This window comes from Borreliella valaisiana VS116, from assembly GCF_000170955.2.
Taxonomy (GTDB): Bacteria; Spirochaetota; Spirochaetia; order Borreliales; family Borreliaceae; genus Borreliella; species Borreliella valaisiana.
In genome coordinates, this window is record NZ_ABCY02000001.1 from 633,362 (window position 1) to 658,278 (window position 24,917).

19 protein-coding genes and 6 tRNA genes are annotated in these 24,917 nt (G+C 28.2%); 18 read left to right on the plus strand and 7 right to left on the minus strand.

Annotated features, from left to right (window positions below):
* Positions 1–6 precede the first annotated feature (6 nt).
* The 12 genes from cheD (at position 7) to BVAVS116_RS06380 (ending at position 10,428) form a co-directional block, all read left to right on the plus strand.
* A complete protein-coding gene (gene cheD / locus BVAVS116_RS03020; RefSeq protein ID WP_006068492.1) occupies positions 7–498 on the plus strand; it encodes a chemoreceptor glutamine deamidase CheD in 492 nt (163 codons plus the stop codon).
* Positions 498–2,477, plus strand: a complete 1,980-nt coding sequence (locus BVAVS116_RS03025) for an ATP-dependent helicase (protein ID WP_095456321.1) — start codon at positions 498–500, stop codon at positions 2,475–2,477. Before cheD ends, BVAVS116_RS03025 begins: the two co-directional genes overlap by 1 nt.
* Positions 2,478–2,591: 114 nt before the next feature.
* Entirely contained in the window at positions 2,592–4,022 is a 1,431-nt protein-coding gene (gene pepD, locus BVAVS116_RS03030) for a beta-Ala-His dipeptidase (protein WP_006068644.1), read from the plus strand.
* 116 nt (positions 4,023–4,138) lie between these two features.
* Positions 4,139–4,211: transfer RNA gene (locus BVAVS116_RS03035), tRNA-His, on the plus strand.
* 24 nt (positions 4,212–4,235) lie between these two features.
* A tRNA-Arg gene (locus tag BVAVS116_RS03040) sits at positions 4,236–4,309 on the plus strand.
* A 79-nt stretch (positions 4,310–4,388) separates the two neighbouring features.
* Positions 4,389–4,469: transfer RNA gene (locus BVAVS116_RS03045), tRNA-Leu, on the plus strand.
* A 5-nt stretch (positions 4,470–4,474) separates the two neighbouring features.
* Positions 4,475–4,546 (plus strand) — tRNA-Gly (locus BVAVS116_RS03050).
* 40 nt (positions 4,547–4,586) lie between these two features.
* Positions 4,587–5,945, plus strand: a complete 1,359-nt coding sequence (gene tig, locus BVAVS116_RS03055; RefSeq protein ID WP_006068837.1) for a trigger factor — start codon at positions 4,587–4,589, stop codon at positions 5,943–5,945.
* Positions 5,946–5,958: 13 nt separating this feature from the next.
* Entirely contained in the window at positions 5,959–6,543 is a 585-nt protein-coding gene (clpP, locus tag BVAVS116_RS03060) for an ATP-dependent Clp endopeptidase proteolytic subunit ClpP (RefSeq protein WP_095456338.1), read from the plus strand.
* 23 nt (positions 6,544–6,566) lie between these two features.
* Entirely contained in the window at positions 6,567–7,859 is a 1,293-nt protein-coding gene (gene clpX / locus BVAVS116_RS03065; RefSeq protein WP_006068822.1) for an ATP-dependent protease ATP-binding subunit ClpX, read from the plus strand.
* Positions 7,846–10,236 (plus strand): endopeptidase La, encoded by a 2,391-nt coding sequence (gene lon, locus BVAVS116_RS03070; protein ID WP_006068243.1) that lies wholly within the window; start codon positions 7,846–7,848, stop codon positions 10,234–10,236. The genes clpX and lon overlap by 14 nt, the downstream gene beginning before the upstream one ends.
* Before the next feature lie 39 nt (positions 10,237–10,275).
* On the plus strand, positions 10,276–10,428 hold the full coding sequence (locus BVAVS116_RS06380; protein ID WP_006068886.1) for a hypothetical protein: 153 nt from the start codon (positions 10,276–10,278) through the stop codon (positions 10,426–10,428).
* Between the two features lie 59 nt (positions 10,429–10,487).
* Here the strand turns inward: BVAVS116_RS06380 and rpsD are convergent, their stop codons facing one another.
* From rpsD to BVAVS116_RS03085, 3 genes are all read right to left on the minus strand, one after another.
* Positions 10,488–11,114, minus strand: coding sequence for a 30S ribosomal protein S4 (gene rpsD / locus BVAVS116_RS03075; RefSeq protein ID WP_006068694.1), 627 nt, complete (start codon positions 11,112–11,114; stop codon positions 10,488–10,490).
* A 28-nt stretch (positions 11,115–11,142) separates the two neighbouring features.
* Positions 11,143–11,215: transfer RNA gene (locus tag BVAVS116_RS03080), tRNA-Met, on the minus strand.
* Between the two features lie 67 nt (positions 11,216–11,282).
* Complete coding sequence (locus tag BVAVS116_RS03085; RefSeq protein ID WP_006068553.1) at positions 11,283–12,638, minus strand: cation diffusion facilitator family transporter; 1,356 nt, start codon at positions 12,636–12,638, stop codon at positions 11,283–11,285.
* A gap of 121 nt (positions 12,639–12,759) precedes the next feature.
* Between BVAVS116_RS03085 and BVAVS116_RS03090 the strand changes: the two genes are divergently transcribed.
* Positions 12,760–13,125: a hypothetical protein gene (locus BVAVS116_RS03090; protein WP_006068768.1), complete on the plus strand. Its 366-nt coding sequence runs from the start codon at positions 12,760–12,762 to the stop codon at positions 13,123–13,125.
* A 23-nt stretch (positions 13,126–13,148) separates the two neighbouring features.
* Here the strand turns inward: BVAVS116_RS03090 and cdd are convergent, their stop codons facing one another.
* Positions 13,149–13,592, minus strand: coding sequence for a cytidine deaminase (cdd, locus tag BVAVS116_RS03095; protein WP_006068900.1), 444 nt, complete (start codon positions 13,590–13,592; stop codon positions 13,149–13,151).
* 119 nt (positions 13,593–13,711) lie between these two features.
* On the opposite strand from cdd, the gene BVAVS116_RS03100 reads away from it, so the two are divergent.
* Positions 13,712–14,674: a DHH family phosphoesterase gene (locus BVAVS116_RS03100; protein WP_006068370.1), complete on the plus strand. Its 963-nt coding sequence runs from the start codon at positions 13,712–13,714 to the stop codon at positions 14,672–14,674.
* Here BVAVS116_RS03100 and BVAVS116_RS03105 read toward each other — a convergent pair.
* A complete protein-coding gene (locus BVAVS116_RS03105; RefSeq protein WP_006068312.1) occupies positions 14,652–16,247 on the minus strand; it encodes a glycoside hydrolase family 3 N-terminal domain-containing protein in 1,596 nt (531 codons plus the stop codon). The two genes, BVAVS116_RS03100 and BVAVS116_RS03105, sit on opposite strands and share 23 nt — an antisense overlap.
* A 212-nt stretch (positions 16,248–16,459) precedes the next feature.
* Between BVAVS116_RS03105 and BVAVS116_RS03110 the strand changes: the two genes are divergently transcribed.
* Positions 16,460–16,533: transfer RNA gene (locus BVAVS116_RS03110), tRNA-Met, on the plus strand.
* Positions 16,534–16,545: 12 nt separating this feature from the next.
* Positions 16,546–17,094, plus strand: coding sequence for a DJ-1 family glyoxalase III (locus tag BVAVS116_RS03115; RefSeq protein WP_006068866.1), 549 nt, complete (start codon positions 16,546–16,548; stop codon positions 17,092–17,094).
* Between the two features lie 67 nt (positions 17,095–17,161).
* Here BVAVS116_RS03115 and BVAVS116_RS03120 read toward each other — a convergent pair whose 3' ends face one another.
* Complete coding sequence (locus tag BVAVS116_RS03120) at positions 17,162–18,379, minus strand: acetate kinase (protein WP_006068968.1); 1,218 nt, start codon at positions 18,377–18,379, stop codon at positions 17,162–17,164.
* 25 nt (positions 18,380–18,404) lie between these two features.
* On the minus strand, positions 18,405–21,779 hold the full coding sequence (gene mfd, locus BVAVS116_RS03125) for a transcription-repair coupling factor (RefSeq protein ID WP_006068443.1): 3,375 nt from the start codon (positions 21,777–21,779) through the stop codon (positions 18,405–18,407).
* A gap of 96 nt (positions 21,780–21,875) precedes the next feature.
* Between mfd and BVAVS116_RS03130 the strand changes: the two genes are divergently transcribed.
* Both BVAVS116_RS03130 and BVAVS116_RS03135 read left to right on the plus strand, forming a co-directional pair.
* Positions 21,876–22,841 (plus strand): hypothetical protein, encoded by a 966-nt coding sequence (locus tag BVAVS116_RS03130; protein ID WP_006068339.1) that lies wholly within the window; start codon positions 21,876–21,878, stop codon positions 22,839–22,841.
* Positions 22,801–24,897 carry a LysM peptidoglycan-binding domain-containing protein gene (locus BVAVS116_RS03135; RefSeq protein ID WP_051008149.1) on the plus strand — a complete coding sequence of 699 codons (2,097 nt, stop codon included), beginning with the start codon at positions 22,801–22,803 and terminating at the stop codon, positions 24,895–24,897. The genes BVAVS116_RS03130 and BVAVS116_RS03135 overlap by 41 nt, the downstream gene beginning before the upstream one ends.
* The last annotated feature ends 20 nt before the right edge of the window (positions 24,898–24,917 follow it).

Below are 24,917 nucleotides of genomic sequence, written 5' to 3' on the forward strand. Positions count from 1 at the left end.
AATTTTATGTTAAATCATTTTAATTTTAAATTGAAACGAGATGTCACAATAATAGTTCCGGGTGAGGCTTTTGTTTCAAATAAAAGAGTTATTTCTACAATCCTTGGTTCTTGTGTTGCGGTTGTACTTTTTGATGAATCAAGTAATTTAATTGGAATGAATCATTATGTTTTAGTTAATTCAGATCTTGATATATCTCCTGCTCAAAGGGGAAGATATGGGGTTTATGCTATTCCCATGTTAATAAATGCAATGTTAGAAAATGGAGCTAATAAAAGTAATCTTAAGGCCAAGCTTTTTGGAGGAACTAATTTTATGGCAAAAGGATCAGTTAAAGTTGGACTTGAAAATTCAGAGTTTGCTGTTAATACATTAAATAAGTATCGTATTCCAATCTTAGCTAAAGATTTTGATCAATCTAAGTCACGAAAGATTTTTGCTTTTCCCGAAAACTTTAAAGTTATTGTAGAATATCCAGATGGAACAAAGGTTTTTTAATCTTGCCTGATGATTTTTTAAAAAATTCTCTCAATCAATTTCAATATGAAGCAGTTACCACTATTGAGGGCGCTCTTTTAATTATTGCTGGTGCTGGTAGTGGAAAAACAAGGGTTGTTACTCATAGAATAGCACATTTACTTCTAAAAGGTATTGCCCAGAAGGAAATTTTAGCCTTAACTTTTACCAACAAGGCAGCTAATGAAATGAAAGATAGAATTAAAAAAATTTTAAAAAGTCCTCTTACTAATCTTATGGTCTCAACTTTTCATGCTTTTGGACTTTTCTTTTTAAAAGAAAATTATAAATTGTTAGGGTATAGAAAAAATTTCAGCATCTATGATGATAATGATAAAATTTCTCTTCTTAAAGAAATCTTACTTGATGAAGGTCTTTTCAATAAAAAAGTTTCTTTAAATTCACTTAGTAATGTCATTTCACTTTTAAAAAATGGGATTCTTACTATTGATGATTTAAAGGAAGAAGATATAAATATTTTTAGACTTTATGAGGAGCGATTAAGGCTTTATAATTCTTTTGATTTTGATGATTTAATTTTAAAACCAAAAGAATTGTTAAGCAATAATTCTGATATTAGAAATAAATATTCTAAAAGATATAAGTATGTTTTGATTGACGAGTTTCAAGATACTTCTTTGATTCAATATAATTTTATTCGTCTTTTAATAAATCACAGTAATTTGTGTTGTGTTGGGGATGATGATCAATCGATATATTCTTGGCGTGGGGCTAGTTATAATAATATGTTACAATTTGAAAAAGACTACAGCGTTAAAGAAATAAAACTTGAACAAAATTATCGTTCTGCAAAAAATATTTTAGATGTTGCCAATTCTGTGATTTTAAATAATAAAAATAGAAAAGAAAAGACTTTGTGGTCTTCAAAGATGTGTAGCAAAGTTATAGATGTTTTTATATTTGAGGATGAAATTCAAGAATCTGAGTTTATTGCAAGTCAAATCATAGAGCTTTCAAAGGGTGAAGGTTTTCAATCTAAAAATATAGGAGTTCTTATGAGAACTAATGCTCTTTTTAAAAACGTTGAGATGATTTTTAGAAGACAGGGCATAAAATATAAAGTTTCAGGAGGAACATCTTTTTTCCAGAGAAAAGAAATAAAAGATATTATTTCTTATTTAAATGTAATAATAAATCCTAAAAGTGATTATGATCTACTTAGAATCATTAATGTTCCAAGAAGGGGAATTGGTAAGGAATATTTGAAAAAAATTAGAGATATAGCAGACAAAAAAGGCTGCTGCATTTATGATGCTCTTTGTGATATTGCTTTTTCTTTTGCAAACATTTCTAGTTACGAAAAGGCTTTAAATAAGCAGGTCATTGAAAGCATAGAAGATTTTGTATCTTTTATTGAGGAGTATCAATATAAATTTAGTATAACAAAAAACACGTATTCTAATATAATCAAAGAAATGATAGAAAGCATTGAATATTGGGGATTTTTAGTTAGTGAAAATCCCAATTCAATCAAAGTGGCTGAATATAAATATCAAAATATAGAAGGATTTTTAAGTATAATTAAAAATTGGGAATGCAAACAATTTGGTGAATTAAAAGATTTAAGCAGTTTTTTAAACTATATAGTTCTTCAATCTAATGAAGTAAGTGAAGAATCTGAAAATATTAATATTAATTTAATGACAGTACATTCTGCTAAAGGTTTAGAATTTGATTATGTATTTTTTATTGCTGTTGAAGACAATATTATTCCGCATCATAGAATCATTGAAGATAGTGAAGTTGGCTTAGAAGAAGAGAGACGAGTTTTTTATGTTGCATTAACTCGAGCAAAAGAGTCTCTTATCATCACTATGGCTAATAAGCGGAAAAAAGATAGGCAAATTTTTGAGCAGCTGCCTTCAAGATTTATTTCAGAAATTCCCAAAGAATTTTTAAATTTTAATTATTATGCAAATTTTGTTGAAAATAAAGCTTGATGGGAATTATTAAATTTATTGAATGAATTTTAAGATTAATTTAGTATACTATATGAGTAGTTATAATAAATCTAAGCAGTTTATGAATTTGATTATAAGGAAAGGAAAGTTATTATGAGTATTGTAATCTCTTTTTTTAAAGAGATATCAAAAATTCCAAGATGTTCAAAAAATGTTAAAGGAATTATTAATTTTATTAAGGATAAATCCAAAAAATTTGGTTATTCTTTTAAAGAAGATGCTGTTGGTAACATTGTAGTTCAGATAAAATCTAACAATAATGTTGATATGCATCCTATTATTTTACAATCCCATGTTGATATGGTTTGTGAAAAAAATGAGTCTAGCTTACATAATTTTGAAACAGATCCAATTGAAATTGTTGAAGAGGGTGGTTATCTTAAAGGGGTGGGAACTACCCTTGGAGCTGATAATGGGATTGGAGTAGCTATGATGTTGGGTATTATGAGTGAGGCCAATAGTTTTCCTCATCCCGATTTAGAACTTCTTTTTACCGTTGATGAAGAGATAGGTTTAATAGGTGCTCTTAGTCTTGATCCTAAGCTATGTAGTGGTAAAAGCCTTATTAATCTTGATGGAGAGGAAGAAGGTTATTTTTTAGTTGGTTGTGCGGGATCAAGACATGTTGAAATTGTTTTTTCTCCTCAGTATAGTCTTGCAACAAAAAAAACAAAAGTGGAAATTTTGTTTAAAGGGCTTAAAGGTGGTCATTCTGGAGCAGATATTCATTTAGATTTGGCAAATTCTTTAAAATTAATGTTTTTTGCTCTTTTTGAAATTAAAGCAAATATTGATTTTGAGATTGAAAGTATTTTTGGTGGAGACAGTAGTAATGCAATTCCAAATGGAGCTAAGGCTTTAATCTTTATTAATGACAGTGATTATGATTTATTGAATAAAGAACTTCAACTTTTCGTATTTAAAGTTAAAAGTATGTATTCTCTTGAAAATGAATTTGACATTATTGTTAATAAAAAAGAATTTTCAGCAGTTAAAGTTCTTGATGAAAATAGCAAAAACAAGCTTTTAAATATGGGAATGGGATTTTTACATGGAGTTCAAAAAGTAGAAAATTATGAGAACAAGCTTATCAAGACTTCTTTAAATTTTTCAAGTCTTTTAAAAGTGCAAGACAACTATATTTTTACTTTTTTAATAAGATCTTTATTGGATTTGGACAAAGAATATATTTGTAATCATTTGCAATCAATAAGTAATTTATCAGGAGCTAATTTGAGTGTAATTTATGACGATCCTTCTTGGCAGTCTGATAAAAGTAGCAGTCTTTTAAAACATCTTCAAAGTGTATATAAAGAGATGTATCTTGAAGACGCTAATGTTTCTTTAATACATGCAGGGCTTGAAACAGGTGTAATATCTTCTAGGTTGGGAGGTATAGAATCTGTTACTCTTGGACCTTGGATTGAATCGCCGCATACTACTAGAGAAAGGGTAAACATTTCTTCAACTATTAGAGTTTATGATTTTTTGAAAAAAAGTTTAGAAAGATTACAAAAATTTTAATTTTTTAGTATTTATTTTTAAATAAAAGTTGTATGGTTTTTATTATTCTTATCTTTTATTGACTTAGAAATTAAATATCTATAAAATATTATAGTAATCATAGTAACTCGTTATTGGTGGTTGTAGCTCAGTTGGTAGAGCGTCGGGTTGTGGTTCCGAATGTCGCGGGTTCAAGCCCCGTCAATCACCCTGTAATCAATTTTATTTTTAACTGCATTCATAGCTCAATTGGATAGAGCAGTGGACTTCGAATCCGAAGGTTGCAGGTTCGAGTCCTGCTGAGTGCGAAAATGTTATTTATTTGGTAGATTGGGCATGCTTGCAAAAGCTTTTAAGTTTTTGTATACTAGTTTGAGTATGAAGTATGCAGGAGTGGTGGAATTGGCAGACACGCTAGACTTAGGATCTAGTGCCTTTGGCGTGTGGGTTCGACTCCCACCTTCTGTAAAATTGCGAAAGTAACTCAGGGGTAGAGTGTCACCTTGCCAAGGTGGAAGTCGCGGGTTCAAATCCCGTCTTTCGCTTTTTAATAATTGTCAATAAGGTTTAATTGAGGCATTAACAGTGATTTTGAGTAAAGATATTAAGCTTCTTCCGGGTTCAAAAGTTGAGGTTATCATTAAAGTTTCAAAAAATGTTATTCGGGAAAAATATAACTTATTATTGCAAGACTATTCTTCCCGGCTTAAGATTCAGGGATTTAGAATCGGAAAAGTTCCTATTAGTATTATTGAGAGTAAATATTCTGAGGGTTTAAGAGCTACTGTTTTAGAAGAGGTGGTTAATAATTCTCTTAAAGAATTTTTTAAAGAAGAATCTAAAATGCCTTTAAGTTATGTTTCTCCTACTATAAAGGAAAAAAATTTAAAATTAAATCTTGATAAAGATTTTGAATTTACTTTTGTATATGAGACTTACCCTGAATTTAAAATTCCAAGTTTTAATGATATTGATATTAAAGTAGAGATTCCCGAAGTTTTTATTGATGATTCTGACATTGATAATGAGATTAAGCGTCTTCAAATAGAAAATTCAATTATTATTGAAGATGAGGAAGGAATTGTCAAGAAAGATAGCATTGTTAAAGTAGATTTTGTTGAACTTGATGATGTTTTAAATGAGATAGTATCAACAAAAAGACAAGACTTTGTTTTTACAGTTGGAAAATCTGAGACTTATTATGATTTTGACAGAGATATAGTCGGTATGAAAATAAATGAGGAGAGGCTTATAGAAAAATCTTATGTTACGGATTATAAATTTGAAGAACTTGCAGGTTCTTCAAGAAAATTAAAAATTAAGATTAAGAGTATTAAAAAAAGAGATCTCCCTTTAATAGATGACGAGTTTGCAAAAGATATTAGTGATAGGTATAATACACTAGATGATCTTAAAAATTTTATAAGATCTAATATTTTAGATCTTATTGAGGAAAAGAAAGAAGCTTTAAAGTTAAATAAATTTTTTTCTACTATTTCTGAAAAATTAGAAATAGATATTCCTCGCTCAATGATTGAGGCAGAAATTGAAATTGCCTTTAAGGATATTGCAAAGCAAAACAAGATGAGTCTTGAAGAGTTTAAAAGCATATTTTATTCTTCAGGATATGTTGGTGGTAAGAACTTAAAAGATGAAATTCTTAGTAATTTAAAATCTAAGTTGATAATTCAGAAAATGGTAGATTTAGATCCAATTGAAGTTACTGAGAGTGATCTTAAGGATGAGATGACTAAGCAGTCTGAGAATTCAGGTGCAAGTTATGAGGAAATTAAAAAATTTTATGAAGATCAAAATTTGATTTCTTATTTAAAGGATGATATCAAAAGAAAAAGAGTTAAGAAAAAAATTTTGGCAAATCTTAAGGAAGTAAAAGGTAAGCAAGTTTTTTTTAAAGATTTTGTTAATTGTAAAATTTGTGAGTAAAAAAATGGAGTTTATGCATAATTTAATACCTACTGTGATAGAGCATACTGGAAATTATGAGAGAGTATTTGATATATATTCAAGATTACTTAGAGAGCGTATAATATTTTTGAGTGGTGAGATTAATGATCCTAAGGCAGATACCGTGATTGCACAACTTTTGTTTTTGGAATCAGAAGATTCAAGCAAAGATATTTATCTTTATTTGAATTCTCCAGGAGGCAGTATTACTGCAGGTCTTGCTATTTATGATACTATGCAATATATAAAGCCCGATGTAAGGACGATTTGCATTGGACAAGCCGCTTCAATGGGAGCTTTTTTGCTTGCTAGCGGCGCTAAAGGCAAAAGAGAATCTCTAACTTATTCTAGAATAATGATTCACCAGCCTTGGGGTGGAATAAGTGGTCAGGCTAGTGATATTAATATACAAGCTAATGAGATTTTAAGACTTAAAAAATTAATAATAGATATTATGTCTAATCAGATAGGGATTGATAAGGAAAAACTGGCTCTTGATATGGAAAGAGATTATTTTATGACTTCAAACGATGCTCTTAAATATGGTCTTATTGATAGTATCCTAGTGAGGGAGTAGTTTTATTTTCGGTAAAAATTTTTATGGCAAGAGTAAAAGGTCAAAAAGTAAAAGAGTGTTCTTTTTGTGGGCTTAGTGTTGCTGAGCTTGGGGGTAATGTTGTTATATCTAATGGAGTAGCGATTTGTCCTGAATGTTCTAAAATATGTCACAATCTTTTTAAAGAAAAATTGTGCAAGTCGCTAGATTCTAAGTCTAATGGTTTACCAACTCCCAAACAACTTAAAGATCATTTAGATATGCATGTTGTTGGGCAAGAAGACGCAAAAAAAGTTTTATCTGTGGCTGTTTATAACCATTATAAGAGGATATTGAAAAATAATAAATATGATAATGGTATTGAGATTGAAAAATCCAATATACTTTTGGTTGGGCCTACAGGCAGTGGTAAAACTTTGCTTGCAAAAACATTGGCTGCAGAGATGAATGTGCCGTTTGCAATAGCAGATGCTACAACCTTGACAGAAGCTGGATATGTTGGTGAAGATGTGGAAAATATTTTACTTAAATTAATACATGCTGCTCATGGAGATGTTAGTCTAGCCGAGAAAGGGATTATTTATATAGATGAAATAGATAAAATTGCTAAAAAAAATGAAAACGTTTCAATAACAAGAGATGTTTCTGGAGAAGGGGTTCAACAGGCTTTGTTAAAGATAATTGAGGGTACTATTGCTAATGTTCCTCCAAGAGGAGGAAGAAAACATCCTTATGAAGACACTATTGAAATTAATACTCAAAATATACTCTTTATATGTGGCGGTGCTTTTGTTGGGCTTGAAAATATTGTTAAGAATCGAATAAATAAGAGTTCTATTGGGTTTTCAGCAATTGAAAAAAAGAACATAAGAGAAGACACGTCATTGAAGTATTTAGAAATGGAAGATTTGATCAAATTTGGTTTGATACCAGAATTTGTTGGTAGACTTCCTGTACATTCGTATCTTGAAAAATTAAATAAAGAAGATTTGATGAGAATATTGGTTGATCCTCAAAATTCTATTGTTAAGCAGTATTATCATATGTTTAAAATGGACAATGTTGAATTAGTATTTGAAAAAGATGCTTTAGAATCAATTGTAGATGAGGCTATTCTAAAAAATACTGGAGCAAGAGGTCTTAGATCTATTTTAGAGGGTCTTCTTAAAGATGTTATGTTTGAGGTTCCTTCGATTAGTAGGACCAAGAAGGTTGTTGTTACAAAAGAGTCTGTTTTAAATACAGATATTAACCCATTAATTTTGGTGGGAAATGCAACTAAAAAACCTTGGGCAAAAGAGTTATATGAAATCAATCTTAAATATGATAAAAAATAAAAAAGAAGATCTTCCAATTGTTATTTTAAAAGAAAATGTTCTTTTCCCCAATATGACACTGTGGGTAACCTTTGATAATGAATATGTAATCAATTCCATAGCCCAATCCATGTTAGAAGAAAGATTGATTCTTTTTGCTTATCCAAATGAATCTAATTATGACGAATTTGGCAGAGGAGGGGTTAAAAACCTATGTTCTGTGGGCACGTATTCTAAACTTATTCAAGTTATAAAGGTCAGCAAAGACGTAATAAAGGTTTTGGTAGAGTGTCAAAGCAGAGTTCTTATAGGCAGCGTTTCAAAAAAAAATGATTATCTGAGAGCTAAGGTTACTTTTGTGCCTGATTCTAGTGGGCTGAACAGAGAACTTTTTGCTTATTCTAAGTTTTTAAAAGAAACTTATGAAGTTTATAGAAATTCCTTGTCTTTAAAATCTTATGATAGTGATAATGAGCCAATTAATTATTTTGAGAATCCAGGCAAGCTTGTCGATATTATAGCCTCTAATTCAAACTTAGAAAATAGTATAAAATTGGAGCTTTTGCAAGAGTTAAATATTAAAACCAGAATAGAAAAGTTAATTGTTAATTTAAATATTGAAATTGACCTTTTAGATCTCAAAAAAGATATTAATTCTAAAGTTAGAGCTAAGTTGGATAAGGGGCAAAGGGATTATTTTCTTTCTGAGCAAGTTAAAGAGATACAAAAAAGACTGGGCAAAGATGAGAATGATTATATTGACAGATTAAATTCCAAAGATATTCCAGAAGATGTTAAATTTAAGATTGAAAAAGAAATTTCTAGATTATCTAAAATGCAGATGAATTCTCCTGATGCTAATATTATTAGAAGTTATATAGAATTAATATTAGATCTTCCATGGAATGAAAATACTGTTATGAAAAATCATTTAAGCGAGGTTGAGTTTATCTTAAGAAATTCTCATTATGGTATGGATGAAGCAAAAGAAAAGATAATAAATTTTTTAGCTGTTTATCAAATTAATTCTAAGGTTAAAGCACCTATTTTATGCCTTGTAGGGCCTCCTGGTATTGGTAAAACATCTCTTGTAGAATCTGTTGCAAGATCTCTTTCTAGAGAATTTGTTAAAATATCTCTTGGTGGCTTAAGAGATGAGGCAGAAATTAGGGGACACAGAAGAACTTATGTTGGTTCCCTTCCAGGTGTTTTTATTAGTGCAATGAAAAGATCAGGCAAATCTAATCCTGTTATTCTTCTTGATGAAATAGATAAAATTAATAATAGTTATAAAGGTAATCCAGAATCCGCTCTTTTAGAAGTTTTAGATCCCGAGCAAAATTATAAATTTATAGATCATTATTTAGAAATTCCTTATGATCTTTCTAATGTTTTATTTGTTACAACTGCCAATTCTCTTCATGGTATGTCAAAGCCACTTCTTGATAGAATGGAAATAATTAAAGTTGAGGGGTATTCTTATATTGAAAAGTTAGAAATTGCTAAGATTTTTTTGATTCCAAGTATAATTAAAGAGAGTTTTTTAGACAAAGTCTATATAAGAATAGAAGATGATGTTATTTTTAATTTAATTAGAAACTATACTATGGAATCTGGTGTAAGAGGACTAAAGAGAGTTTTAACTAACTTGATTAGGAAACTTGTAAGAGAGTTGCTTTATAAGTATTCTAAAGATCAAATTATTAAAGGCAATTTTTATTCACCAAGTTCGTTGATACATGGAAATAATTCGATTTTTACTCATGATCCTGATATTCCAGGTATTTATAAAATAATCAATATTAATAATTATTATAATTACGTTGATACTGAGTATAATTTGGATTTAATTAAGATTGACTCTTCTGGATTTGTTTATGGACTTGCCTGGACAAATTATGGTGGTACAGTTCTTCCTGTCGAGGCAATTAAGTTTGAGAAAAAAGGAGACATTATTTTAACAGGCAGTCTTGGGGCTATTATGAAAGAGAGCGCACAGCTTGCATATTCTATAGTTAAAACTTATTCTTCTAAGCTTAATTTCGATGTAAAAGAAAGTCCCGAAATTCATTTACACTTTCCAGAAGGAGCAACGCCAAAAGATGGACCTTCTGCAGGTATTACCATTGCAACAGCAATTGCTTCAATACTGTCTGACAAAAAAGTTCCTTTGGATCTTGCAATGACCGGTGAGGTAACTTTAAAAGGTTTCGTTCTTCCTGTAGGTGGAATTAAAGAAAAAGTTTTAGCAGCCTATAGAAATGGTATAAACAAAGTTATTTTACCCAAAGATAATAAAAAAGATTATTTTAAGCTTCCAGAAGAAGTTAAGGATAATATAGATGTTAAGTTTGTCTCCAATTTGGAAGAAGTTTTTGATTATTTGAATATTATTTAAAAATTTAAATATTTAAATTTATATTTTAGGAGTAGATATATGAAAGATGGAGTTAGAAAACCTTCAGGAAGTAGGGCGTCTTTTAGTGCTCAACCTTATGCTAAAAACTTAAAAAAGAATAACACTTTTTCTTGTTTTGCTAAAAGTAATTTAGGGAAAAATTTTTTAAAGGGTAAAAAAAAAGGTAAATAAAAAAGTGGCTTTAATTAGCCACTTTTTACTTCTTTAACAATACAAAAATAAAAGGCATGTTATGCTCTCTTAGAATAATACTCTACAACCATTTGCTCATTAGCAAGTGTAGGTATTTCGTCTCTTGATGGAGCATGTTTTACTTTTATGTTCAAATCATCAGCGTTTACTTCTATCCAAGTTGGTAAATTTCTAAGAGACGAAGTTTTTTCTATATTTGATCTTATTAATTTTTTTAGACTGTCTTTCTCTTTTATTTGAATTTGATCATTTGCTCTTAGTATGATTGAAGGAATTGTAACTCTTCTTCCATTTAATATAACAATACCGTGAGAAACTATTTGTCTTGCGTGTGCTCTTGAGATGGCAAATCCAGCTCTGTATACAATATTGTCAATCCTTCTCTCAAGTAATGAGAGTAAGTTATCACCGGTAACACCATGATGTTTTTTTGCTTCTTTAAAAGTGTTTGTTAACTGTCTTTCGCTTACACCATAAGTAAACTTTATCTTTTGTTTTTCTATCAATTGTTTTCCATATTCTGTGATTTTAGCTTTTCTGGCTTTTCCATGCATTCCGGGAGGGTGTGGTTTTTTTTTAAGGATTTTGTCATATTTTGGTTGCTCAAAAATATTAATACCAAATCTCCTTACCAGCTTACCTTTAGCTATTTGTTTTCTGTTCATCAATTCCTCACATATTAAAAATAAAATATAGCAGGGATAGGACTCGAACCTATGACCTTCGGGTTATGAGCCCGACGAGCTACCAACTGCTCTACCCTGCGTCTTACAGTATAAAATGTTAACACAACTTTATTATAAGTGTCAATTATTTGTTTATTATTAATTTAATTAGACCAAGAAGTATATATCATTTATTTCTTTATATTCTTGTTTTACAATTTTTCTAATATTTTGTGTTTTATTTATAAAACTTTGAAACTCATTTTCTGAATTCAAATTTATTTTGATGTAAAGCACAAGTTTGTTACCCTGATTGTGGAAATTGAGTGTTTTAAAGTTTATATTTAAATTTTTTAATGTGTCTTTTACGCTTCTTTTAAGATCTATATTTTGTTTTGAGAGCAAATTGTTTGCGTTATTTATTATTACGTTAAGCCCCTCTTTTATTATGATAAAGCCAATAAATATAGACATAATTTTGTCAAAGCCACTCCACATGTAAGTTGCAAGTAGTAAGCTTAATGTAATCCCACCATGTGAGAATATACAGTTTTTATCGGCTGAAGCTAATGCTAAGAGAAGTTGGTTGTTATATTTTTTCCCTATTTGGAATTTTGTTAAGTATTCTATTATTTTCACTATGAAAAAAATGAATGGGGTCAGTGGTATCCACAAGCTTTTTTTAAGGGAATTATTTGAAAATATTTCTAGTATATTTTTTTTGTCTTCTTCACTGTGGTCGTGTGAGTGGTTGTGGTCGTGTGAGTGGTTGTGGTCGTGATCGTGTGAGTGGTCATGTGTATTATTATTATTGTTTTGGTGTATGTGCAGATTAAATCCAGACTCTCCCCCAAGAGTTATAAATTTATTTAATCCTGTTGTATTTAAAAATAGTGTAAATCCCGCCATAACTATGATTATTCCCATGATAAAAGCTATTAAGCTTTCCATTAGTTTGTGTCCATGAGGGTAGTGGATGGTTTCAGGTTTGCTTGTAATTTTTAAGCTAAAGTAAGTTATTGTAGATAAAACAAAGTCGGCCATGACGTGGAAAGCATCAGCAATAAGTGCAAATGAGTTAAAAAGTATTCCAACAGTAAGCTTAGAAGATATTGATGCTACTTCGGTAAATATAGAGATTATTCCTATTCCCATTACAAATTTATCTTCTTCTATTTCAGATGCTAATTCTTTTTTATATTGAGAATCTTTATTTTCAAATCCTAAGCTTAAAAGCTCTTCTTGTATTTCAGTAATTTTGCATAAAATTGTTTTAAATTTGTTTTTTTTGCCGTAGTGAATTAAATTGCTAATCATTATTCTTTCTATGCCTTCTGATTTAAAATCATCATCAATATAAAAATGAATTATTTTAATTTGATCATCTATTGTTGTTGCTTTAAGGTTTGCGATTAATTTTGAATTATTTTCAATATAAACGATGTAGATATCTTCTTTTTTTAAAGGATCTAGTTTTAAATAAGCAAATTTATGGATGTTTTTTAAATTTATTATCTTGACCATAATTGTAACATTCTCCTGGTTGTTGCATAATTTTATTAATGTAGGCATTAATGCTACATTTTATCAATTATTAAATTCAAGTTCAATCTTGGTTTATTAATACAAAAGTAAGGAATATTTTATGCGGCAATCGGATTTTTTTATGAAAAAATGTAAAAAAATTATTTTGAATAATAATTTGCACAGTTTAATTGAGAATATTAAAAATATTTTTTGTGAGATTTTAAAAGAGTTTGACAGAAATTCATTAGAGGATGTATTTAATTATTATTATGAATCTTATGATTTTAATAATAGTTTATATAGCTTTGTAGAAAAATTTGTTCCAATTATTAATTTTTTATTATTTGATGATTTGGAATATAACTTTAATTTTGATGAGAAAAAACTTATTTTAAATGTATTTAATTTATCTGCTAATACTCTTGAAAGCGACAAATTAAATAGACTTGCAAGTGCTGTAATTTCCCTAAAAATATTAGATTGATTTAATATTTTTATAAGTTGTTATTATGTTGCTGTTACTCTAAGCAGCTCTTTTCTATTAAAAGGAGCTTTAAGCAAATCTTTTAATATATAAATTTTTGTTGGTGTTTTATTTTTATTAAATGAGTTAGATTCTGTTATTATTATTTTTGTATCCTGATCAAAAAATTCTGCCATTACTTGCAGGCATATAGCACATGGAATAGCTTCAGGACTTGTATTAAGCAATAAAAAATCTATTTCTTGTACACCTATGTTTGCAATCATATTTAAAATAGCATTTCTTTCTGCACAGCAAGTTGCGCCAAAGCTCGCATTCTCAACATTTGTTCCAATAAAAAAATCGTCTGTTTTAGTCTTAATGCAGGCGCCTACTTTGAATTTTGAATATGGAGAATATGAATTATTTCTTGCTTTTTCTGCCATATAAAATGCTTTATCGATATCTTCTTGTTTTGGTTTTTTCACAATTGCCCCCATCTGTTATATTTTAGTAACCCTTGTGGCTTATTTTATTGAAATATTGTAATATAGTCAATGTAAAACAAGCTAAAAACTTGTTTTGCGGAAGGTTTGCAAACTTTATTATGAGAGATGTTATTAATTTTATTAAAAAATACAATAATTTTATTATTATTGGGCACAAAGATCCTGATTTTGATTGTATAGGCTCGTCTTTAGCTTTATCATCTTTTCTCTCAAGAATTGGTAAAAATTCTATTTTATTAAATGAAGGACCTTTTGTTAGAAAAGAAATAATTCCTTTTAGGGATAAATTTTTATCTGAATGGCCTAATATTGAGCTTTCAGATTATTCAGTTATTATTTTGGATTGCTCAATTTTAGATAGGATAGGTGATGAATTTATATTTTATGTAAAGGATATGCCTATTTTAGTAATCGATCATCATATGTCTGGTGAAAAATTAAAATGTGCAGGTTATATTGATCCTTTTGCGCCCTCTACGACTTTTTTAATTGAAAAATTGATCAGAGAATTTGGATATGATCTTACAAAAGAAGAGGCATGGTACATTTTAGTAGGATTTTGTACTGATACTGGTTTTTTTAAATTTATTTCAAGAAGTGATCCAGAGCCTTTTGAAATGGTTGCAAGATTGGTTTCAAAAGGAATAAGTCTTAAAGAAGTTTACAGTTATATAGAAATAACCAAAAGCCTAAAATCAATAGAAACTCTTAAGTTAATGTTAAACAATCTTGAATCTTATTGGAATGGAAAGGTTTTGTTTACATTTTTATCTTCTTCTAGTTCTATCAAAGATGGTAGTGTTAGTGGAGTTAATGAACTTTTTTATATGATATTAAGCAATGTTGAGAATAATGAAGTTTTAGGTATTTTGAAGGAAATGGAAGACGGTTCGATTATAGTTGGGCTTAGATCTAAAGATTCTTTTAATGTTGGAAAATTGGCAGAAGATTTTGGAGGTGGAGGGCACAAAAATGCTAGTGGGTTTAGAATTAAACAAAGTTCTCTAGAAATTATAAAAAATAGAATGCTAGCATACATTAAGGATAATATTTATTTATAATATTTCTTAAAGGGATGGTTCCTTTTGGATCAAAATCCTTAGTGAGTGTTAAAAATCCAGATTTAAATGCCAAAGGTGTTGTTCCATAAATGATTACTATGTTTTTTATCCAATTTAATTTTTTAATATGTTGAGGTGTAAGAGATACAATTACACTTATTTTATCTTTATATTCTTTTAAATTTTCTAAATATTTTAAGCTCCCGGGTGTTGATAAATTAAAGATGACTTGTTCAAATTTTTTAATTAATTTTTTAATTTCGTCAAGTTTTTTAAGATTAATACTGTTTAAGGGATAATAGTCGTAATAATAAGCATATGTATTTTGAAATATTTTTTTGCCTTCTGCAATCATTTTGTAGTAAGGAGATATTATAAGGGTTTTTTTGGTTTTAGATATTTCTTTTTCTATTCTTACTTTTGTAATACTCCTTAATGTGTTTTGTTCAAAAAATTTTTCACCTTCTTTTGAATATATTTTCTTATATTTATTGAAATTAGGATAAAGATCAGATTGATTTTTATTTTCTTTTAAGTATGTCAATTTTATTCTTAATATTCTTTTATTAGATTCAATAATATTGTTTTTTATTTCTAAATCTTTTTTCATTAAGTTTAGTAGCATGTTGTAAGCATTTTTTTGTATATTTTCATTTAAAGATATTAAAAAAATGTCACTTTTAGTCCTAACTATTCTTTCAATTGTATTGTAAATACTCTCATTATTGTATTTTACTGCGTTCATTAATAAATCATCAGTAATTATGATGTTATTATATTTTAATTTTTTTCTCAGTATATCTTTAATTATTTTTGTTGAAGATGATGCAGGAATATTTTCTCCATTTGTAAGCTTTGGATATGCTAAATGGCCTGTCATTATTACCGGAATGTTTTCTTGGATTAATATTTTATATGGTAAAAGTTCATTTAAATTTATTTCTAGTAAATTAGAATTTATTATCGGAATATTTATATGAGAGTCAAGAGTAGTATTGCCGTGTCCTGGGAAATGCTTTGCGGTAGAAATTATTCCCCCCTTCTCTTGTCCTTTGTAAAAGGCCAGAGAAAGAAGTGATACTATTTTGGGGTTATCTGAATATGTTCTTGGCCCTATTGTGAAATTATTTTCGTTGCTATATATATCTACTATGGGTGCAAAATTTAAGTTTATTCCAAGATGACTTAGCTCTTGTGCTATATAATATCCCGTGTTATAAGAATCTTTTGGAGACATGGATGCTGCAATTCCAAGATTGCCAACTGTTTCTGATGTATTTAATTTTATGTGTTGCGCCAATCCCCCTTCTTGATCTGTTGCTATAAATAAAGGAATTTTAAATTTATTATTTTGAGATGTTTTTTGAGCTTTATTAATACTTTCTATTAAGTTTTTTAAATTTTTTGCGTTCCATCCAAAAATTTTAATTCCCCCAAGGTTTTTTTTACTTATAAAATCAAGAACAAAATTTGTGATTGATTGATTGGGATAGCTTATCATGAACATTTGTCCTAATAGTTCATGATTTTGCATTTTGCTTACCATTTCATTTATTAATTTTTCTCTTTCCATTGTATCCCAAAAATCAATGGAGAAGCAGTTGGTAGTTATAAAAAGGACGATAAGATAAAAATTTCTTTTCATTTAACCATACAAATAATAAATGTTAAGATTAGTATATATGTTTATTAGCAAATCATTTTGTATTATACTTTATAATAATGCTTTTGAATAATAACATTGACAAAGCATTATTGAAATTTATACACTTAATAAAAGTTTAAGCTGATGTAGCTCAGTTGGTTAGAGCACTCGGCTCATATCCGAGTTGTCGTGGGTTCAAGTCCCTCCATCAGCATTAGGGGTTTTAATGGTAGTAGGAATTATTCTTGCAAATGGCTTTGAAGACATTGAGGCTATAGTTCCGATTGATATTTTAAGACGGGGCAATGTTAATATTCAAGTTATCAGTATAAATGATAATAATGTTGTGATAAGTTCAAAAGGTGTTTCTTTTTTAACAGATGATGTAATATCAAATTGTAAAGAGAATTATTTTGATCTAATAATTCTCCCGGGAGGCATGCCTGGAGCCACTAATCTTTTTAATTCAAAAGAATTGGATTTGATTTTAAAAGATATGAATGCTAGAGGTAAATTTATTGCAGCTATTTGTGCTTCTCCAGTAGTAGTGCTTGCTGCAAAAGGTCTTTTAGGACTTAATAAGTTTACATGTTATCCAGGTTTAGAAAAAAATGTGTTTGATGGTGAGTTTGTAGATAAGAATGTTGTGATTAGTAATAATTTTATTACCTCTAAAGGAGTTGGAACTTCATTTGAGTTTGCCTTTACTCTTCTTGAAATGGTAAAGGGAAGGCAAATAATGGAAAATGTTAAAAAAGCAACTTTACTTTGTTAGAGTTAAATATAAAACTATTTAAAATGGCTATAATAAATTAATCAAATTTATTTTTTAAAATTGAAAATCATAAATTTTTGGGAATTAAATTATAAATGTCTTCAAGAATGGTTGATTCTTCGTTTGTTGGTATTACTAGTATTTTTACTTTACTCTTAGTGGTTGATATTTCGGATTCTAAATTTTTGTTTTGAGCCATTTCATTTTTTTCAAGGTCCAGTTCTATTCCAATTTTTTCAAACCCTTTTAGTGCAAGATTCCTTATTCCATAATCGACAATACCAATCCCGCCTGTAAAAACTATTGCATCAATATTAAAATCAAGAATGGCAATGTAAGATCCAATATATTTTTTTATTCTATATGTCATTATTTCTACTGCAAGTTTTGATTGATATTCTCCTTCTTCAATTTGGTTCCAAATGTCTCTCATATCATTTGATTTTCCAGAAATCCCTAGTATACCGCTTTCTCTATTTAATATTTCTTCAATTTGTTTAGTGGTTTTATTTAATATTGTGCTCATTAAATTAATAATTGCTGGGTCTATATCACCACTTCTTGTTCCCATTGCAAGACCTTCAAGTGGAGTAATTCCCATACTTGTGTCATAAGATTTTCCATCTTTAACAGCATTAATGCTTGCTCCATTTCCAAGATGTAATATTATTAGATTTAGATTGTCTATTTTTTTATTTAAAATTTCTGAGGATCTTTTTGTTATGTAGGAATAAGAAAGGCCGTGAAAGCCATATTTTCTAATATTGTGTTTTTTATACCAAGAATATGGGGTTGCGTAAAGAAAAGCATGTTCTTTTATAGTCTGATGCCATGATGTATCGAAACATAAAACTTGTTTTGTGTGTGGTAAAATTTTAAGTACTGTTTCTATTGCTGTGATTGCACTTGGGTTGTGAAGTGGAGCAAGTTCAGAAATTTGTTTTAATTTATTTAAAATACTGTTTTTAAGAATTACTGAATTTTTAAAGTCTGATCCACCATGTACAACTCGATGTCCTATTATTTTAATCTCACTAATAGTTTTAAGAATTTTTGAATTACTGTTTAGCAGTATTTTAAACATTTTCTCTATTGCTTTTTGGTGATTTTCAATTCCTTTCTCTAATTTTTCTATTGTTGATCCGTCAGTATTTATAATTTTTACGATTGATTTTGGTAATTTTATTTTTTCAATAATTCCAGATATTAATTTTTTTGAATTTTCATATTGATAAATAGCAAATTTTAATGAAGAACTTCCTGTGTTTATGATTAATATTTTCATTTTTTTTCCTTTTATGCTTGACAAGCTATGTGTTTGTTTTTAGTAAGTTAATATTTTTATATATGTAATTTATTTTGTCAGATTTTTCAATATTTTTAAAGCTTAAGAATATTGATTTTTGATGTGATGGATTTAATAGTAATAAATTAGGATGCTTTTGAACTATTTCTATTATTTTGTTCATAGGAATGCTTTCAGTATTTTTATATTCTATTTCCAGAGTTCTATTTGTTTCTTTTAGTTTTTTTATATTTAATTTTTTTGCTAAAATTTTAAGTTCAGCTAACATTAATAGACTATTTATTTCTTTAGGTATTGGGCCAAAGTTGTCGTGGATTTCCGATCTTATCTTTTTACTTTCTTCTTCGGTTTGAATTTCAAAGATTTTTTTGTAGATTAGTATTTTATCCTGTTCATTTTTTGCATAATTGTCAGGAATAAAACCGCTATAGTTAATTTCAATATCAACTTCTTTTTCTGATGAATTTTTTCCCATTTTTTTTTCAATTGCTTTATTTAGCATTGTTAAATAGCAGTCTAATCCAATCGATTCAATTTCCCCATGTTGTTCTCTACCAAGCAAATTTCCAACACCTCTTATTTCCATATCTTTCATTGCTATTTTAAATCCTGATCCTAGGTCTGAAAATTCGGTTATTGCTCTTAGTCTTTCAATAGAGCGTTCATTTAGCTTTTCGCTATCTTGGTACAAAAAATAAGCATAAGCTTTCTTAGATCCTCTTCCAACTCTTCCTTTTAGTTGATATAGCTGTGCAAGTCCAAACTTGTTTGCATTGTTAATTATTATTGTATTTGCATTTGGAATGTCTATTCCATTTTCAATTATTGTTGTTGCCAATAAAATTTGATACGCTTTTTTAATAAAATTGTGCATTATGTTTTCAATTTCGTCTCCTGTTAGTTTTCCATGAATTATTGCAATTCTTGCGTAAGGAGTTAATTTTTCAATTAGTGTTTTTAAATAATGCAGTTCTTCAATATTGTGATTTACTAGAAAAACTTGACCATCTCGAGATAGTTCACTTTCAATTGCATGTTTTATTAAAAGCTCACTAAACGATTCTAAATAAGCTTCTATTTTTACTCTGTTTTTAGGCGGAATTTTTAAAACAGAAATATCTCTGAGTTTAATTAGTGACATGTGAAGAGATCTGGGAATTGGTGTTGCAGAAAGAGCAAGGCAATCAACTGAAATTTTTATTTCTTTAAGTTTTTCTTTTTCCTTTACTCCAAATCTTTGCTCTTCGTCAATTATTATTAATCCTAAATTTTTGCAGGTGAATTTTTTTGAAAGAATTTTGTGTGTTCCTATTATTATATCAATTTCTCCGTTTTTTAATTCTTTTAAAATCCGGTTTTCTGTATTGTTTTTTATAAATCTGCTTAATACTTCGATTTTGATTGGAAAATTTTTGAATCTTTTTTTGAATGTATTAAAATGTTGTTCCGCCAAGATAGTTGTTGGCGAAAGTACAATAACCTGTTTGTTTCCCATTACAGCCTTAAAAGCAGCCCTCATTGCGACTTCAGTTTTTCCAAATCCAACATCTCCACAAAGAAGGCGATCCATCACTTTGAAGCTCATCATGTCTTCTTTGATTTCTTTTATTGCTGTTATTTGATCTGGAGTTTCATCGTATGGAAATTCAGATTCAAATAACAATTGAAATTCGTTATCTTTTGGGTATTTAATACCTTTAATGCTTTCTCTTTTTGAATAAAGTTCTATTAATTTATCTGCAATCTCTTCAATTCTTTTTTTTGCGTTTGCTTTATTTTTTATCCATGTTTTAGAGCTAATTTTATCTAATTTAATATTTTTAGGATCACCCCCAATGTATTTTTGGATTAAATTTGTTTGTTCAATTGGAATAAATAGTTTTTCTCCTTCGGCGTATTCAATTTCAATATAATCTTTTTCAAGAGAACTTGTTTTTATTCTCTTTATTTGTCTAAATATACCAATTCCATGGTTTATGTGAACTACATGGCTGTTTTTTTCAATCTCAATAAAAGAGCTAATAGCTTTTGTTTTTGAAGATTCGAAGGTTTTGTTTATTTTTTCCCCTGTATTGAAGATGTTTGATTCAAGAATAATGGCAATTTTTTCTTTTTCTATTATTAAAGAGCTAGATATTTTTAAAACCTCAATTGATACTTTTGGTAATTCTTTGAAAATGTATTTAAGTTTTTCTTTTTGTGATTCGGATTCTGCTGCAATAATGATTTTAAATCCATTTTTTAGCCAATTTTTGAATTCTTCTTTTGCAAGCATGATATTTGAAAAAAAGTTTCTCTCACTTTCAATTTTAAATTCTACAATTTCTTTGGATTTAGAATTTTTAATCTTTGAAAATAAAACATCGCTTTTTAGATTGAAGGTTTTAGAATTTAATAGAATTCTTTTTGGATCAATTATATTTTTTCCAGCTTCTTTTGCTTCTTTATAAAGCTTTTCATATTCTTGGTGTATTTTTTCAATTTCTTTTTCGAAATTGTTAATTTCAAAGTTTACAATAGGTGTGTGTTTTTCAATCTCATCACTTAAGTAAGTATTTGCTACTAGGGGATAAAACATTTCTTCTGTTTTTGTTTCTTTTTTAAAATTTAACTCTTCAAAAATTTTTTTATATTCAACGAATTTAATCTTTGTTTTTAAGTTATTAATAACTTCATTGTTCCAAATAATTTCTTTTTTTGGAAGAATTTGAAATTCTAAAATTTCATTATCTTGTTTTAATTGGGTTAAAGGATCGAATTTCCTTATTTCTTCTATTTTGTCGAAGTGTAGTATAATTTTTATTGGGTTTTGTTCTCCAAAAGGGTATATGTCTATAATTTCTCCTTTTGTTGCAAATTCTCCTGGAATTGTTACTCTGAATGTTTTTTCATATCCCAATGTTATGAGATTTTTTTCAATGTCTGATGTATTAATTTTAGTATTTTTTTCAATTTTATATATATTTTTTAGTAATGTATTTTCATTTGGTATTTTGCTAAGCAATGATTTTAAAACTGTAATGTATATTCCAGGATTTTTTTTATAAAAATTTATCAAAAATTTGATTCTTTCGTTAAAAATCGTACTTTTTGAGCCAATGCCCTTGTATACAAGGGGACTAAAATAGTTAAGCTCAAAGATTTGATCTGTAATTACTTTTAAATCATTTTTAATTTTATCTAATGTGTGCTCGTCTTTAACTATTAATATTATTTTTCCGGTTTTACTATATTCTTTGATTTTTTTAATTAAAAAAGCTTTGAAAAATCCTTCATATCCTGTTAATGAAAAAAATGTATTTTGTTCTAAAAATTCTTTCATTTTTTTTAAATTGGAATTATTTCTTAATATTGTTGTTAGTTCTTCATCTATATTCATTTTTTACCTTTTTGTTTAATTAATTTAGTATAATAATATACTATAGGTATTATTACTTTCTTTATATATAATGTGGTTAGGTTTTGAGGGGAGCTTATGAAAATTAGAAAATTGCTTTTTTGTATCTTTTTTACGAATATTTCTTTTGTTTTGTTTGCAGGGGGAGATTATAATGGTCTTGATTTTAAAATCAAGTTTTTTAATCAATCTATTTATCGTGTCAATAGCAATGTTTTTATTGAAGTTTCTCTTAGCAATGCGTCTGATAGTGTTTTAACTTTAGAAATAGGCGATATTAATTCTTTTGGCTTTGATTTTGATGTCACTGATACTACCAATATTAAAGTTAAAAGACCTATTGAATATGTTAAAAAGAGATCTAAGAATTTTGCTATTCCTGTTAGGAATATGAGCTTGAGACCTAATGAAAAGTTTTCTTTGGTTATTAACTTAAATCAATTTGTTAAGTTTAGTAAAGATGGAGTTTATTTTGTTAAGGGTATTTTTTTTCCAGACATTTCAGATCCATCTAAGAAAAAAGAATCCAATATTATTACACTTTTTTTAAATGATAGTTTTGATGAAAATCCAGGCAGTATAGATCTTGTTAATTTGTCTGAAAATAAGGACATTCAAGATATCTTAAAAAAGAAAAAATTGTCTCCCGATGAGATTGTTAAATATTTATTAAAGGCATTGCAGCTTGGAGAAAAAGAAAAATTCTTTTTATATCTTGACATTGAAGGCTTGTTATTAAATGACAAAGGCAAAGCATACCTTTATAAACAGAAGTTATCATCTGTTCCTAATAAAAATGTAGTTAAAGAGTATAAGGAATATTTATGGAATTCTAATAATTCAGATATTTCAAAAGCACCAAATGAATTTTCTATCATTGAGACAACTTATTCTGATACTGCTGGTAAGGTAATTGCTGATTTATATTTTGACGATGGGCATTTTTATATTTCCAAAAGATATACTTTTTTCTTCAAAAAATATGATTATTATTGGATAATTTATGACTACATTGTTCAAAATATTGGCATTAAGGAAAAGTAAAACTTTTTGTGTTTTGCAAATTATAGAACTTATTATAATATTGTATTTTTTAATAATAATTCCTGCTAATCTTAATGCTGATTTTGAGTATAAGGTTGTCAAAGGAGATACTCTTTTTTCAATTGCAATTAAGTATAAAGTTAAAGTAAACGATCTTAAAAGGATTAATAAACTTAATGTTGATAATATTAGGGTAGGTCAAATATTAATTATTCCAAGTAATTCTAATTTAGATCAAAATATTACCCATAAGGTCAATCATTCTCTTAGATCGCTGGAATCTGTTAATAAAGGGATAATTTTTTATACTGTAAAAGAGGGTGATACTATTGAGAGTGTTTCAAAGCTTGTTGGGATAAGTCAAGAAGAGATAATAGCTTGGAATGATTTGCGCTCTAAAGATCTTAAAGTTGGAATGAAACTTGTATTAACTGAGCCTGATTTTTTAAAACCCTATGTAGTTAAGAAAGGCGATTCGCTTTCAAAACTTTCTCAGGATTTTGATATTAGTTCTAAGGATATTTTGAAATTTAATTTTCTTAATGATGATAAATTAAAGATTGGCCAACAGCTTTTTTTAAAGAAATCTACTGAGAATGTTAATTTTCATTATGTTAAAAAAGGAGAAACTCTTGGTAGAATAGCTTATATTTACGGTGTTACTGCTAAGGATCTTGTAGCTCTTAATGGCAATCGGGCTGTTAATCTTAAAGCAGGTTCGTTGCTAAATGTTTTAAAGATTGTAAATAATGATTTAGAAAAACCTGTTGAGGGAGATTTAAAAATTGATAAAAAAACAAATAATCAATTCATTTATCATTCAGTTGCTGTAGGGGAGACTTTGTATAGCATTGCCAGACATTATGGGGTTTTAATTGAAGATCTTAAAAATTGGAATAATTTAAGCAGTAACAATATTATGCACGATCAAAAATTGAAAATTTTTGATAAAAAACTTTTATTTGATTCTTCTACAATTAAATCTAAAAACGATTTATATATTAAAAACAAGGTTGATTCTAGCTCTAATTCTTCTGACAAAGTTCAAACAATAGTTAATCTTCCTTCAAGTAAAAACAAAAAGCTAAATTTAAACACTTTTGGAATTTCTGCCAATCAAGATCTTTTTGATATTAGCTCTTTGGTCATTTTGGATTCCAAAATACCAATATTTGAGGTTGTTGGTGATTTTTATTATTGGTATAAACCGAGAAAGATAAGTCAGCCAAGTGAGTTTTATTCAGAGGATTGGCATTCTCCTTTAAATTCTTATAAAAAGGCGACGCAACTTTTCAAAAGTTTTGAAAAGTTGGTAAATTCTAGGTTTAATAAAGGATCAAGGCTTAAAGACAAGTTAATAATTCTTGATCCTGGTCATGGTGGTCTTGATCCTGGAGCTATTGTTAAATCTAGAGACGGTCTTGGAAATGAAGTTTTTGTTGTTGAAGATGAGTATGTGTATGACATTGCTTTAAGGCTTTATGTATACCTTAAAGAAGAAGGGGCTAATGTTGAACTTACCATTTTAGCTCCCGACCATTTAATTAGGAATAGTGTTTTTGCTAACAATACTTTTGTTAATGTTAAAAATGAGGTTTACAATGATTATGACCTAAATAAAAATGATACCGTTGATTCCTGGATAAATGGTACCCCAGCAGGTCTTAAAAAAAGATTGGTTGTTGTTAAAAACATTGTTAATAAATATAAAAATATTAAAGATAAGGATATAGCCTTTTTTAGTTTGCATGCGGATAATAGTGTTGGAGCACCTAAGAGTATGGGATTTTATTATCAAAAAGATGATGAAAAAAAATGTGATATTCATTCAAAATCTGTAGCAGAAAAAATTACAGAAGGAATGAAAAGAAGTTCTTATATTAAGGGGCAAAATCTCCATGTTTTAAGAAACAATATAGTAATGACTAAGCTTTTAATAGAAGTTAGAAATTTAGCATTTCCAGAAGAAGCTTGGTCTATTAGATCTTCTAAGCTTAGAGATCAAGATTCTAAAATTCTTGCTAATGGGATTTTAAAAATATTGGAAAATAATTGACAAAAATTTTTAAATTTAAG

What these genes read in the sequence shown, in the direction of transcription:
- cheD (WP_006068492.1), top strand. Translation starts at nt 7, where the DNA reads ATGTTAAATCATTTTAATTTTAAATTGAAACGAGATGTCACAATAATA.
- pepD (WP_006068644.1), top strand. Translation starts at nt 2,592, where the DNA reads ATGAGTATTGTAATCTCTTTTTTTAAAGAGATATCAAAAATTCCAAGA.
- clpP (WP_095456338.1), top strand. Translation starts at nt 5,959, where the DNA reads ATGCATAATTTAATACCTACTGTGATAGAGCATACTGGAAATTATGAG.
- clpX (WP_006068822.1), top strand. Translation starts at nt 6,567, where the DNA reads ATGGCAAGAGTAAAAGGTCAAAAAGTAAAAGAGTGTTCTTTTTGTGGG.
- lon (WP_006068243.1), top strand. Translation starts at nt 7,846, where the DNA reads ATGATAAAAAATAAAAAAGAAGATCTTCCAATTGTTATTTTAAAAGAA.
- BVAVS116_RS06380 (WP_006068886.1), top strand. Translation starts at nt 10,276, where the DNA reads ATGAAAGATGGAGTTAGAAAACCTTCAGGAAGTAGGGCGTCTTTTAGT.
- rpsD (WP_006068694.1), bottom strand. Translation starts at nt 11,114, where the DNA reads ATGAACAGAAAACAAATAGCTAAAGGTAAGCTGGTAAGGAGATTTGGT.
- BVAVS116_RS03085 (WP_006068553.1), bottom strand. Translation starts at nt 12,638, where the DNA reads ATGGTCAAGATAATAAATTTAAAAAACATCCATAAATTTGCTTATTTA.
- BVAVS116_RS03090 (WP_006068768.1), top strand. Translation starts at nt 12,760, where the DNA reads ATGCGGCAATCGGATTTTTTTATGAAAAAATGTAAAAAAATTATTTTG.
- BVAVS116_RS03100 (WP_006068370.1), top strand. Translation starts at nt 13,712, where the DNA reads ATGAGAGATGTTATTAATTTTATTAAAAAATACAATAATTTTATTATT.
- BVAVS116_RS03105 (WP_006068312.1), bottom strand. Translation starts at nt 16,247, where the DNA reads ATGGAAAGAGAAAAATTAATAAATGAAATGGTAAGCAAAATGCAAAAT.
- BVAVS116_RS03115 (WP_006068866.1), top strand. Translation starts at nt 16,546, where the DNA reads ATGGTAGTAGGAATTATTCTTGCAAATGGCTTTGAAGACATTGAGGCT.
- BVAVS116_RS03120 (WP_006068968.1), bottom strand. Translation starts at nt 18,379, where the DNA reads ATGAAAATATTAATCATAAACACAGGAAGTTCTTCATTAAAATTTGCT.
- mfd (WP_006068443.1), bottom strand. Translation starts at nt 21,779, where the DNA reads ATGAATATAGATGAAGAACTAACAACAATATTAAGAAATAATTCCAAT.
- BVAVS116_RS03130 (WP_006068339.1), top strand. Translation starts at nt 21,876, where the DNA reads ATGAAAATTAGAAAATTGCTTTTTTGTATCTTTTTTACGAATATTTCT.
- BVAVS116_RS03135 (WP_051008149.1), top strand. Translation starts at nt 22,801, where the DNA reads ATGACTACATTGTTCAAAATATTGGCATTAAGGAAAAGTAAAACTTTT.